Raw genomic sequence first — 13,440 nt, 5'->3', positions numbered from 1 at the left:
ATCACGCCATCTTTTTCAGATACGCCGCCGAGTCCGCCAGCACCTCGGGTGCCATCTCGACATAGACGTTTTTGAGTCCGCCCACTTTTGCGGCCTCGAAGAAATCCTTCCAGTCGACCATCCCGGATCCGATCGCGACCTGCGACTCCTTCGCCGGCGACCAGTCCGACAGGTGCGCCGAGACAAAGCGGCCCGGATGCTTCCGGAAATAGTCGGCCGCCTTGTACCCGATGTTGACGACGGCCACCTGGAACTGGAGCTTGACGAGGTCGGGGTCGAGGCGTTCGAGCAGCACATCGTAGATCAGCGTGCCGTCGATCTTCTCGAACTCGCCGTGGTGGTTGTGGAAGCCGAGCTGCAGGCCGGCCTGCTTCGTCTTCTCGCCGATCAGGTTCATGGTGTCGGCTGCCTTCTTCCAGTCGTCCATCGTTGCTTCTTTCGGCAGACCGAAGCTGGAGACGACCATCTGCGTGTAGCCCATGTCTTTCGCGAACGCGATCCGTTCCGGCAGGCTGTCGCGGAGCTCACGGAAGTTGTAGTGGCTGCTCTCGCAGTGGAACCCCTCCCCTTCCAGTATCGCTCGCAGCTCTTTTCCCGAGTATTTCAGCAGCGCGCCAAAGCCGGCCTTGTCATAACTCGGCGGCGAGCACAGCTCCAGCCCGTTATACCCCTGGGCCGCCATGGATTTCAGCATCCCCATGAAGTTGCTGCCGATCTGGTCGCGCACGACCCAGGTCTGAAAGGCAATCCGACCTCCGGGGATGGCCGAAGCGATCTGGGCGCGGAGCAGCTGGGGCGTAAAAAGTGAGGCGGCGGCGAGGCCGGCGGTGTGCTGAAGGAAGCGGCGTCGGGTAGTACGCATGATCGGGCCTGCGGTATGGGGTTGCGGTGGGTGGGCCCAAAAATATCACCAGAAAAGCGCTTACTAGCAAGGGGTAGGCGCACAACGCCCCAACATCTTTGCCCGAAGCGCGTACCAGCGGCACATCAACCAGCCAGCGATACGACTATGGATATCACCCAGGACCAGCGCGACGCCATCGCCACCGCCTGCCTCATGGCCGCTTTCGCCGACGGGCAGCAACACGACGCCGAGCGGACTCGAATCAAGGAGATCTTCGATAGCCTCGGCGCCGGCTTCTCGCCGTCCCTCTACACCCGCGTCGTCCTCGGCCAGGTGGATCTCGACGCGGCGGCCGCGACGCTCGACACGCCGGCGCTGCGAACCCTCGCCTACGAGATGGCCGTCGGCGTCTGTGACGCGGACGGCGCCACCACCGCCGGCGAAAAAGCCTTCCTCGAACGCCTCCGCGCGGCCCTGGGGCTCGACACCGCGTCCTCGCGCGCTATCCTCGCGCAGGGCGACGCCCTCGCGACCCTCCCGCTCGACGGCCCCGACCCGATCCCCGAATCGCCGGGTACCGAGGCGGCCGGCGCGCTCCAGGAGGACCCGATCCTCGATCCGCTCATCCTCAAATACGCCGTCATCAACGGGGGCCTCGAACTGCTCCCCCAGTCCCTCGCCTCCATGGCCATCATCCCGCTGCAGATGAAGCTCGTGTACAGCATCGGGCAGCACTACGGCTATACGCTCGACCAGGGACACATCCGCGAGCTGCTGGCGACGGTTGGGGTTGGCATGACGTCGCAGGTCGTCGAGAACTTCGCGCGGAAGATCGTGGGCGGCGTCCTGAAAGGCACGCTGGGGAAGATGGCGGGCCGCGTGGGCAGCGCGGCGACCGGCGCGGCAGTGACGTTTGCCTCGACCTATGCGGTGGGGCAGGCGGCCAAGTCCTACTACGCCGCCGGCCGCAAGCTGGAGCCGGAGACGCTGAAACGCCTCTTTGCCGAGCATGTCGAGCGCGGCAAGGCGCTGTTTGCGGCCAACCAGCCGGCGGTCGAAGCCAGCGCCCGCACGACGGACGTCGGGGCGCTGCTGGCCATGGTGCGAGGTTAGCCGATAAATTCGCCGGCATGCGCGTCTGCGACGAATTCAGGCCATAGACCGTCTCCCGCCGGCCGCGCCGGCATGTCGCTCACGACACAGACCCATGGGACTTCGCGCGCGCATCCTGCTCCCCAGACCGCTCACTGAAAAACATATCGAAATCCTCGAGCAGGGGCTCCGTAAAATTAGCACGGACTTCGAGCCCGGCCTGTTCGACGAAGAGGGATGGGACTTCTCCCTCGCCAACGGGTACCCGATCCGCATCCGGTACCGCGGACCGGCACGCCGGCTCTACATGAGCTTCTACACCAACGAAACGCTCATCGACGACCACGAGGCGGAGGTGATCGGGGCCTGCTTCGGCTGGAAGCCAACCTACGCCTTCACTGTCGGCAGCTATGAAACCGAGGCGAGCGACCACCACCTCATCGGCGGACTCACGCTCATCCTCGCCGAAAAACTGCGCGGCCTGGTCGATTACTGCGGCTTCCTGACGCCCGGCCGCCTGACGGAGTCCCAGCGCGAAAAGATCCAGAACCTGCAGCGCATGCGCGGCCGGCTCTGCACCGTCAACGGCTACTTCCAGTACCACGTCTCCGATCCCCTCTTCCTCCGATCCTGGCTCCAGCACCCTGGATTTATGATGATTTAACCTCCATCAATCATCCACCGCCTGCCCGACCAGGAGCTGAAACTTCCAGCCGGTTTCGTCGGTCGTCGGGCCCTGGGTCTGTTTCATCAGGATGCCGACGAGTTCCTCTTGCGGGTCGGCGAAATACTGGGTGTTGAAATACCCGCCCCAGGTAAACGTGCCGGCGCTCCCCTGCCCGCCCCGCGCTTCGCCGTGCTCGTCGACGACGCCGAACGCCAGGCCGTAGTAGTTGCGCGTACTGGTCCCGTAGAGGTCGCCCGTCTGGTTGCTCATCATGGTCTCGATGGTCGTTCGGCTCAGGATGCGCGTTCCGTTCAGCTCGCCGCCGTTGAGGTACATCTGCAGGAAGGTCGCGTAGTCTTTCGCCGTGCTCGACAGGCCGGCGCCGCCGGAGAAGAATCGCCGGGCGCCTTTCCGGGGATAATCCGGGTCGTAGAACGTGACGGGATACCGTTCCCAGTCGCCTTCGCTCGATTTCCGCTGTACGGCGACCAGCCGATCGCCCTTGTTTTCGGGCAGGTAGAACCAGGTGTCGTTCATCCCGAGGGGATCGAACAGCCGCTCGCGCAGAAACACGTCGAACGGCTTGCCGGAGACGACCTCGATGAAATACCCGAGCACGTCGAGGCCTTCGCTGTAGGTGAACTTCTCCCCGGGATTGTGGTGCAGCGGGAGCGTGGCCAGTTTCTTGACGCTTTCCTCGATGGAGATATTTTCGGTGGTGAACAGGTCGGTGACGCCGGCCTTCTCATACATCATCTGGAACCGCTCGTCGCCGTCGATCACGCCGTAGCCGAGGCCGGAGGTGTGGGTGAGGAGATCGCGGATGCGGATCTCGCGGCTGGCCGGCACCGTGGTGTAGGTGGTGTCGCGGTACTGGAAGCTCTGCAGCACCTGCGGGTTTTTGAACGCCGGGATGTACTTCGAAATCGGGTCGTCCAGCTGAAACCGGCCTTCCTCCCATAGCATCATGACGGCCGTGGACGTGATCGCCTTGCTCTGCGAGGCGATGCGGAAGATATCGTCCCGCTTGAGCGCGCGGCCGGCCTGGTTGTCGGCCGAGCCGTAGGCCTTCCAGAACACGATCTTGCCATGCCGGGCAACGAGCGCGACGACACCCGGGACGTCGCCGTCGGCCACCGCCTCCCGGCACATCGCATCGATCCGCGCCAGCCGCTCGGCGGACATGCCGACGGACTCCGGACTCGCTTCGGCGAGGGGCGGAGATTTCTGTTGCGACTTCGTCTGCGCCGAAGCCGTGAGGCCGAAGGCGAGCGAAAGAACGAGGACGTAGAGGGAAAAACGGGGGCGGAGCGAAGAGGCCATGGGTACAGCGTTTCAGTGGGAGGTTCGTCCTGCAAGATAGCGCTTCCGGCGAACATCAAGCATCCCGACGGGAAAATGCCCGAGGCGGACAGCCGGTTGTATAGTTGCAGCCTGACCGTTAGTACGGTTGCAGGTTGGTGCCGCACACTCGAACTTGCAACCTGCCGTAGATCCTTCAGGCCTGCGGCCCTCAGGACAAGCCTGCCAACCCGCAACCCGCCAACTTTCTACCTGCCCCTATGCGCATGACCTTCCGCTGGTACGGCCCCGACGACCGGGTGACGCTGGACTCTATCCGGCAGATTCCCGGGATGGTCGGGATCGTCAGCGCGCTGTACGATATCCCGCCCGGCGAAGTATGGCCGCTCGAACAAATCCAGGAGCTTAAGGCCGCCATCGAGGCCGCCGGCCTCGCGTTCGACGTCATCGAGAGCATCCCCGTCCACGAGGACATCAAGCTCGGAAAGCCTTCGCGCGACGCGCTGATCGAGAACTACTGCCGCAGCGTCGAGCACGCCGGCGCCACCGGCATCCCCGTGCTGTGCTACAACTTCATGACGGTGTTCGACTGGACGCGCACCGACCTCGCGATGCCGATGCCCGACGGCTCGACGGCCCTCAGCTACGACCACGAGGCGCTCGGGCGGATCGACCTGTCGCAGGGCACGGGCTCGCTCCCCGGATGGGCCACCGCCTACGACGCCCGGCAGCTCAACGCCCTCTTCGACTCCTACAAGACGATGGACGAGGAGCAGCTCTGGGATCACCTCGGTTATTTCCTGGAGCGCGTCATCCCGGTCGCCGAGTCCGCCGGCGTGCGGATGGCGATCCACCCCGACGACCCGCCCTGGTCGACGCTTGGCCTGCCCCGCATCATCGGGTCGCAGGCGGCGCTCCGCCGTTTCATCCGGCTGGTCGACAGCCCCGCCAACGGCGTCACGCTATGCACCGGATCGCTGGGCGCCAACCCGGCGAACGACCTGCCCGCCACGATCCGCGAGATCGGCGGCGCCGGCCGGATCCACTTCGCCCACTCCCGCAACGTCCGGGTCACCGGCGAGAAACAGTTCCACGAAAGCGAGCACCCCTCGCGTTTCGGCAGCGTCCCGATGCGGGAGGTCATGAAAGCCTACCGCGACATCGGCTTCAGCGGCCCGATGCGTCCGGACCACGGCCGGATGATCTGGGGCGAGACCGGCCGCGCCGGCTACGGCCTCTACGACCGCGCCCTCGGCGCCATGTATTTGCAGGGGCTCTGGGAGGGATTGGGAAGCGGAGGATAATGCAAAATGTATGGTGCACATCGCAAAACCGTAGGTCGGGTTGGGCCGGCCGCCACGTTCCCAAACGCCCTCAAGGCCCATCCGGCCGTAACCCGACAACCCGATGCCGTGACATCCGCGTGCATCGCCAGGCCGTAACCCGACGATTCGATGCAAAAAACATCCGTCACCAGCATCGCCAGACCGTTAACCGACCGTCATCAACACGAACCGATGCGATACGATTGTGTACAGATGTCGGGTTACGCTACGCTAACCCGACCTACGGCCTCGGCGCCATGTATTTGCAGGGGCTCTGGGAGGGATTGGGAAGCGGGGGATAATGCAACGTGTAGGGTGCACATCGCAAAACCGTAGGTCGGGTTTGGCCGGCCGCTACGTTCCCAAACGCCCTCCGGGCCCATCCGGCCGTAACCCGACGATTCGATGCAACCGACATCCGTCACCAGCAAAACCGTAGGTCGGGTTGGGCCGGCCGGCACGGTCCCATACGCCCTCAAGGCCCATCCGGCCGTAACCCGACGATTCGATGCAAAAAACATCCGTCACCAACATCGCCAGACCGTTAACCGACCATCATCAACACGAACCGATGCGATACGTTTATTTACAGATGTCGGGTTACGCTGCGCTAACCCGACCTACGGCCATGGTGCTCCTTCTCGCCCTCCTCGCCGGCTGCGGCGCGCCGCCGGACGCCCTCCGCATCGACGTCGTCTCCGGGCCGGCGGAGTGGGTCAGCGGCGGCATGGCGCGCCTGCAGATCGCCGGCAGCGCGGCGACCGAAGCGGTCCTCACGCTGAACGGCGAGCCGGTGGAAGGGTTTGCTCCGAACGGGGACGGCGTGCTGGAAGGCGTCCTCACGGCACTGCGGGACGGGGCGAATACCGTCGAGGCCAGGGCCGGCTCGGCGAAGGCGTCGATCACCCTCACCAACTATCCCATAGAGGGCCCCATGTTCTCGGGGCCGGCCCAGACGCCCTTCGTGTGCGCCTCCGAAGAGCACCGCGCCCGCGCCCGACTCGGCGCGCCGGTCGACGCCGACTGCACCATCCCTACGGCCGTCGACTTTGTCTACCGCTCCACCCTCGACGACGACTGGAAACCGTACGACCCCGCCGGCCCGCGGCCGGCCGACCTCGCGCAAACCACCACGCTCGACGGTGAGACGGTCGACTTCATCGTTCGCTGGGAACGCGGCACCATCAACCGGTTCATCTATAGCATCGCGATGCTGTCGCCGGCGAGCCAGGAGGCCGGCGCGCCCGACCTCAGCGCCTGGAATCGCCGCGTCATCTACGCCTTCCAGGGCGGGGTGGGCATCGGACACTACCAGGGCAATCCGAGCCCGGGCGACATGCTCTATCCCTACGGGCTCGAAACGGGCTACGCGATCCTCTACTCCACCGGCACCCGCACCTCGACTCATTACGACCTTCAGGTGGGCGGCGAAACCGCGCTCATGGTCAAGAACCGGTTCGTCGCGGCATACGGCACGCCACTCTACACCGTCGGCGTCGGCGGGTCGGGCGGCGGCATCCAGCAATACGTCTACGGGCAAAATCATCCCGGGCTCATCGACGCCGGCGTGCCGCAGTACGCGTATCCCGATATGATTACGCAGACGATCCACGTCGGCGACTGCGAACTGCTCGAACGCTACATGGACGCGGAGGTCGCGAAGGATCCGGCATCCAAGTGGGCAACCTGGTCGAACCGCCCCTGGTTGGAAGGCATGAACGCGTCCGACCTCCTACCCAACCGCTACAACGGCGACCGCCCCGGCCTTACCGAATGCATTCGTGGATGGCGCGGGCTCACGCCGCTGACCTTCAACCCGCATTACGGCACCGCGCCCGGCATCTCCGCCGAGGACCAGGCATCCACCGAGTGGACGCACTTCGGCGACCTCGTGCAGATCTACGGCACCAACGCCGACGGCTACGCGCGGCGGACGTGGGACAATGTCGGCGTCCAGTACGGTCTCCAGGCCCTGCTCGACGGCCATATTTCGCCGGATGAATTCATCGACCTGAACGCGCGCATAGGAGGATGGAAGCCGGCGAAGGAATCGGTGCAGGAAGGCCAGCCTTATTTGCCCGAAGGCGGCCTCGACATCCACAGCGCCCGCAACATGACGCTCAGCCCGAACGACGCCGGCGACCCGCCGGCGCCGCGCACCACGGCCGATGCCGGCGCCATCGAGGCGGCCTATACCAGCGGGATGGTCTTTACCGGCCAGATCGACATCCCCCTGATCGACTGGCGTCATTACCTGGAAGAGGTGCTCGACATGCACAACAGCCACCAGTCCTTCGCCATCCGCCAGCGCATGCTGAACCACGACGGCGACGCCGCGAATCAGGTCGTCTGGTTCACGGACACGGGGACGGACCGCGAGCGCTACGACCAGACGCCGCTCGCCTTCCAGGTCATCGACGAATGGATGGCGAACCTGCGCGACCACCCGGAACGCGGCGTCGCCGGCAACAAGCCGGATCGCGCCGTCGACAGCTGCTACGACGTGGACGGCTCCCTGATCTACAGCGGCCCCGACGCCTGGAACGGCATCCTGGACGACCGGCCGAAGGGCCCCTGCGCCGAGCGGTTTCCGGTGTACCGCACCTCGCGCATCGTGGCCGGCGGCCCGATCACCGGGGATGTGTTCAAGTGCCAGCTCCAGCCCATCGACGACGCCGTGCGGCAAGGTCTGTATGGCGCATGGGAGATGTCCCCACAGCAACGCACCCGCATGGAGGCGATATTCCCGGAAGGCGTTTGTGATTACACCCGCCCCGACGCCCGACGCCCCCCATTGCCGTAGGGCCATGAAACTTCGTGGCCGCGCCATCGCCAAACCTGCAGAACATGATGCATCGGATCGCCCTCTTCCTTGTCGCGCTGGCTGGAACCACCGGCCTCCCCGCGGTCGCCCAGACCCCCACGCGCAGCGACATCCTCGTCACGCGTCTCGGCACCGTCTTCCCCGACGCCGTGCAGCTCGAACGCTCACTCCGCTCGGAAGAGCTCTACTACATGCGGGTCAACGGCAACATCTACCGGCTGATCGAAAACGAGCAAGGATGGGAATCGGACCTGCTCTACACTACCGACTCGCATGGACTGAACGCCCCGCAGGGCATGGCCATCGGGCCGGACGACACGATCTACCTCGTCGGCAACGAAGCCGACGACCTCGTCACCACCGCTTGGATCAAACGCGGCGTCCGTGTGGATCCCTCGAATCCACAGAATCATGCGCGCACGTGGAGCACCCTCGCGCGAACCGAGCCCTATCCGCTCACCGGCGACGGATTTAACCATCTGTTCAACGGCGTCGTGGTGAGCCCGGACGGCGCGTATGTATTTGTGAACAGCGGCGCGCGGTCGGACCACGGCGAAGTGCACGAAAACGCCGGCAACTTCCCCGGCCTCCGCGATATCCCCCTGACCACCGTCATCTTCCGCCTGCCGGCCGACAGCACCGACCTGCTGCTGCCCAACGACAGCACGGCGCTCGCACCCTACGTCTTTGCGCGGGGGATCCGAAACACGTTTTCGATGGCGTTCGGGCCGACCGGCGATCTGTTCGGGACGGAGAACTCGGGCGACCGCAACGACCCCGAAGAACTCAACTGGATCCGGGAAGGCCATCACTATGGATTCCCGTGGCGGATGGGCGACAACGAGACGCCGCAGCAATTCCCCGGCTTCGACCCCGATCAGGATCCGCTGATCAACCCGACCTCCACCGCGTATCTCCGCGGCTTCTTCTACGACGATCCGTCCTTCCCCACCCCGCCAGCCGGCGTCACCTTCACCGACCCCATCCCCAACAGGGGCCCCGACGCCGACCGGTACATGGATCCCCTGAACGGCGAAATCATCGACGCCAGCGAGGCCGGCGAGTCCATCCACTCGTTCACCGCGCACCGTTCGCCGTTGGGACTGGTCTTCAACCGGTCCGACCGCATCATCGTGGATGCTGGCCAGGTCATCGCCGAGGAGTTCAGAGAAGACGCCTTCGTATTGAGCTGGAACGATCCGACCACCAACCTCCTCGCGCCGATGGAAGACGATGGCGAGGACCTCCTGCACATCGACCTGGAGAAGATCGGCGACGCCTACGTCATGCACGCGACCCAGCTGGTGACGGGCTTCGACCACCCGATCGACGCGGTATTCGACCCGCTGGAAACAACGCTCTATGTCATCGAGAACGGCGCCTCGCGGGGGCTGTGGGAAGTCCAGCTCCCGGTGATGTCCGTGGATATCGAACCGGAAGTCCCTCAGCCGGACTATGCGCTGAGCGTCTACCCATCGCCGGCCTCCGGCTCCAGCACGATCGCCTACACCCTGCCCGCCGACGGCGCGGTCCGCATCGCCCTGTTCGACCTGCTGGGCCGCCGGCTCGATGTCCTCGTCGACGCGCGCCAGGCCGCTGGGCCGCACGAGGTCCGGATGGATTGGTCCGACCGGCCGGCCGGCCTCTACTTCGTACGCATGGAAACCGCCGGCCGCGCCGTGATCCAGGCGGTGGCGCATCGATAATGTGCCGGGATGAAACGTAACGTCGTCGATGCCATACAAGGCGGAAGCGGTTACAGAAGATGCCCACCGATCTGTGCCGGTTTGTCCATGGATCCTTGCCCCGCCGGCGTCGCCACGCGGCATGCAGGGCACGCCTGTCACCTGATTGTCTACCCATGCATTTTGAATTCGGCTCCGTCGCTGCCCTCCTGGGCCACATCCAGGAATACGGAAACCTCGAGGCCGTCGTCTGCCAGGGCCTGGACCTGCAGGACCAGTCGGAGGTCCTCCTCGGCGTTTCGGCGGCCGGCGCGGCGTTTCTTGGATGCCAGTTCGAGGACCGCGTCCTGAGCCACATCGTCGGCAGCGGCGGGCTCATCTTTCCCCGCCTCCCCGGCCTGCCCTATCGCCCCTACCGCTCGACGCTCTACACCATCGACGAGCTGATGCAGGGATACCGGCGCGGCGACCCCGGCAGCTTCCAGCGCGATGCGCTGGACATGACCATCTATCAGCACTTTACGCGCTACCGCCTCAGCGACAGTCCGCCGCCGATCCTCGAAGCGCTCGCCCAGCGCCTGCACGACCACGCCATCGACGACGCGCTGGAAGAACTCCTCGATGCGCATCCCCAGATCGTAGCCATCATGGGCGGCCACCGCATGAAGCGCGGCGAGCCGGCCTATCGCGATGTCGCCCGCATGGCGTACAGCCTCACCGGCCGGGGGTATTTCATCGCGACGGGCGGGGGCCCCGGCGCCATGGAAGCCGGCAACCTGGGCGCCTACATGGCCCGCTATCAGCCGGGCGACCTCGATGAAGCCATCGACATGCTGGCCGGCGAGCCGTCGTACCATGAGGACGCCTACCTCGATCTCGGCTTCGCCGTGCGGGACCTCTATGCCGACGGCGGAGAGAGCCTCGCGATACCGACCTGGTTCTACGGCCATGAACCCACCAACCAGTTCGCTTCGCATATCGCCAAATATTTTGCGAACAGCATCCGCGAAGACGTGCTGCTCGCCATCGCCACATCCGGGGTCATCTATGCCCCCGGCAGCGCCGGCACCATCCAGGAGGTCTTCATGGACGCTGCCCAGAACCACTACGGCAGCTGGAAGGTGGTCAGCCCCATGGTGTTCTACGATACGGCGTTCTGGACCCAGACCAGCCCCGTCTATCCCCTCCTCCAGCACCTCGCGGCGACGAAACAGTACCGGGAGTTGCTTTCCATCCACGACGACCCCGAAGCGATCGTGCAGTTCATCGAATCGCATCGTCCCATCCCCTACGACCCGTCATTCGGGGCCGCGGGAGCGTGATTTTAGCGATTTTCGCTTTCGGCCGATCCTATAGTCAGGCGCAGGCCTCGCGCGGTCGCCCTGTGCGCGGTGGACAAGGTCCCGGCCTAACACCCTGACCCCGCTTGCGGGATCGCCCCCTGCCGAGGCCCGCTTTCATCGATGCCAGGGAAGGCAATTAGCGGCCGCGATGGAACACAGTCGCCGGATCGGGCGTGGCATTAACGCCTTTTCAAGCACCTGTGCCTTTCAGCAACCAGCCTCGCCGGCCTCTTGCCTTCTGTTCAACCGGCCGGCTTTTCACCATACCGGAGCGTCGTCATGCCTATCGAATGGGTGGGCGAAAGCCTGCCGACGACCTACAAGCCGGAAGAAACCCGGCCGGTAACGCCATCCGATCGGGGTAAATCTGATCGAGAGCAAAATGCCGCGTGGACCAATCGGCGCGGCGCCCGTGGCGCGAATCCCTATAACCAGGCCCTGACACGCCAGAATCAGCGGCTCGAACAGGCGGTGTTTGCCAAGGAAGTGATGCAGACGCGAATGCAGACCGTCGAGCCGGAGCAGCCGCTCCACGTCGCGGTAAAACTGTTCGCCGACCACCACATCGACCATCTTCCCGTCAAGAACCGCTCGGGCAAACTCGTAGGCATCCTCTCCCAGCACGACGTGATGCGCACCCTCGCCGGCGGCCGGCGGCCGGAAGACGTCCTCATCGCGGAAGTCATGACCGGCCACGTGCTCACCGCCACCGGCAACACGACCCTGCGCGAAATCTCCCGCGTCATGGTCATGGAAGACATCCACTGCATCCCGATCGTCGATTCCGGCCAGAAAATGATCGGCCTCCTCACCGCCGCCGACATGCTGCAGTGCATGGTCAACCATCACAAGCTGAATGTGTGGATCTGAAGAGTTTCAAGCAGGCAGGTTCAACGTTTAAGGCGTCCAGAAACGAGCATCATGGAACGTTGAACGTCGAACCTCGAACCCTTACAAAAACGCACTCGCCACCAGCACCACGACCAGTCCCACCAGGCCGACGATGCTCGAAACCACCGTCCATGACTGGATGGTCTGTTTTTCGGTCATCCCCATGTAGCGGCTGACGAGCCAGAAGCCGGAGTCGTTGACGTGCGATACCATCGTGGCGCCGGCGGCGATGGCGATGGTGATGCAGCCAACGAGCGGCGCGGAGAAGGACCCGGTTTCGATCACCGGTGCGATGAGGCCGGCCGCCGTCACCATCGACACCGTCGCGGAACCCTGGGACAGCCGGACGACGAGTGCGATCACGAACGCCAGCAACACCATCGGGAGGCCGGATGCCGCCATCATATCCGCCAGTGCGGTCCCGACACCCGTGGCGATCAGGACCTTGCCGAACACGCCGCCGGCTCCCGTGACGAGGATGATGAGCCCCACCGGCTCCATCGACCGCGTCGCAATCCGCTGGATGTCGTCGCGCGAATACCCCCGGAGGGTGCCGAGCGTGTAGAACGCCAGCAACGCCGCCAGGATGAGGGCGATGAAGGGGTGACCGATGAATCCAACCCACTGCGCCACCAGGCTGTCCTTCGGCAACATGACCCCCGTCACGGTATTGGCCAGGATGAGCACGATCGGGAGCCCGATGATCGTCATCACCGTCGCGAACGAGGGCAACTCCTTCGATTCGATATCGCCCGATGGCATGTCGCGGGCCATGTATTCGGGGATCGCGATGTCCATCCGGGCCGAGATGAACTTGCCGTACAGGATCCCGCCGACCGCCGTGGCCGGCACGCCGGCGATCAAACCGAACAGAATCACCCAACCCAGATCGGCGTTCAGCAGCGCCGCGACGGCCACCGGCCCCGGCGTGGGCGGGATGAAGGCGTGCGCGACGCCCATGCCGGCGATGAGCGGCACCCCGTAATACAGCAGCGACGTCTTCGCCCGCCGCGCGAGGCTGTACACGAGTGGGATAAACAGGATGAGCGCCACGTCGAAAAACACCGGCGTCGATACGATGAGCCCGGTCAGCGCGAGCGCCCACTGCGACTTCTTCTCACCGAACCGGTCCAGCAACGTCCGCGCGATGCGCTCGGCGCCCCCCGACACCTGGAGCAACTCCCCGAACATCGCCCCGACACCCACCACCACGGCGATGTACCCGAGCGTGCTGCCCATGCCGTCCTGGATCGTTCGCGCGATCTCGCTGATCGGGATGCCGCCCACGATCGCCACGAACAGACTTGCCAGCAGCAGCGCGATAAACGCCTGCAGGCGGACGACGATCACGAGAAACAGCAACAAGCCGATCCCGACTACCGCCAGCGAAATCAAAAAAGCCGTCGACATAAGCTCAACCTCGATCATGATGGTGAAGGCGCAAGGTGGTGCGCCCGGGCTCAGCGC

10 protein-coding genes are annotated in these 13,440 nt (G+C 64.8%); 7 read left to right on the top strand and 3 right to left on the bottom strand.

Annotated features, from left to right (window positions below; all coding sequences use genetic code 11):
• Nucleotide 1: 1 nt before the first annotated feature.
• Complete coding sequence (locus R2834_07705; GenBank protein ID MEZ4700196.1) at nt 2-862, bottom strand: sugar phosphate isomerase/epimerase; 861 nt, start codon at nt 860-862, stop codon at nt 2-4.
• 147 nt (nt 863-1,009) lie between these two features.
• Between R2834_07705 and R2834_07700 the strand changes: the two genes are divergently transcribed.
• Both R2834_07700 and R2834_07695 read left to right on the top strand, forming a co-directional pair.
• On the top strand, nt 1,010-1,957 hold the full coding sequence (locus R2834_07700; protein ID MEZ4700195.1) for a DUF533 domain-containing protein: 948 nt from the start codon (nt 1,010-1,012) through the stop codon (nt 1,955-1,957).
• 94 nt (nt 1,958-2,051) lie between these two features.
• Entirely contained in the window at nt 2,052-2,600 is a 549-nt protein-coding gene (locus tag R2834_07695; GenBank protein MEZ4700194.1) for a DUF6368 family protein, read from the top strand.
• Between the two features lie 6 nt (nt 2,601-2,606).
• On the opposite strand, the gene R2834_07690 is transcribed toward R2834_07695, so the two are convergent.
• Nucleotides 2,607-3,926: a serine hydrolase domain-containing protein gene (locus R2834_07690; protein MEZ4700193.1), complete on the bottom strand. Its 1,320-nt coding sequence runs from the start codon at nt 3,924-3,926 to the stop codon at nt 2,607-2,609.
• 239 nt (nt 3,927-4,165) lie between these two features.
• Here R2834_07690 and uxuA point away from each other — a divergent pair, with 239 nt between their 5' ends.
• The 5 genes from uxuA (at nt 4,166) to R2834_07665 (ending at nt 11,952) form a co-directional block, all read left to right on the top strand.
• On the top strand, nt 4,166-5,209 hold the full coding sequence (gene uxuA / locus R2834_07685; protein ID MEZ4700192.1) for a mannonate dehydratase: 1,044 nt from the start codon (nt 4,166-4,168) through the stop codon (nt 5,207-5,209).
• Between the two features lie 649 nt (nt 5,210-5,858).
• Nucleotides 5,859-8,033 carry a DUF6351 family protein gene (locus tag R2834_07680; GenBank protein ID MEZ4700191.1) on the top strand — a complete coding sequence of 725 codons (2,175 nt, stop codon included), beginning with the start codon at nt 5,859-5,861 and terminating at the stop codon, nt 8,031-8,033.
• A 44-nt stretch (nt 8,034-8,077) separates the two neighbouring features.
• Nucleotides 8,078-9,760 carry a PQQ-dependent sugar dehydrogenase gene (locus R2834_07675; protein ID MEZ4700190.1) on the top strand — a complete coding sequence of 561 codons (1,683 nt, stop codon included), beginning with the start codon at nt 8,078-8,080 and terminating at the stop codon, nt 9,758-9,760.
• A gap of 155 nt (nt 9,761-9,915) precedes the next feature.
• Entirely contained in the window at nt 9,916-11,061 is a 1,146-nt protein-coding gene (locus tag R2834_07670) for a hypothetical protein (protein ID MEZ4700189.1), read from the top strand.
• Nucleotides 11,062-11,361: 300 nt separating this feature from the next.
• Entirely contained in the window at nt 11,362-11,952 is a 591-nt protein-coding gene (locus R2834_07665; protein MEZ4700188.1) for a CBS domain-containing protein, read from the top strand.
• Between the two features lie 81 nt (nt 11,953-12,033).
• On the opposite strand, the gene R2834_07660 is transcribed toward R2834_07665, so the two are convergent.
• A complete protein-coding gene (locus R2834_07660) occupies nt 12,034-13,383 on the bottom strand; it encodes a gluconate:H+ symporter (GenBank protein ID MEZ4700187.1) in 1,350 nt (449 codons plus the stop codon).
• Nucleotides 13,384-13,440: the final 57 nt, after the last annotated feature.

It is taken from the genome of Rhodothermales bacterium (assembly GCA_041391505.1).
Taxonomy (GTDB): Bacteria; Bacteroidota; Rhodothermia; order Rhodothermales; family JAHQVL01; genus JAWKNW01.
This window is presented reverse-complemented; position numbering and strand designations above follow the sequence as displayed.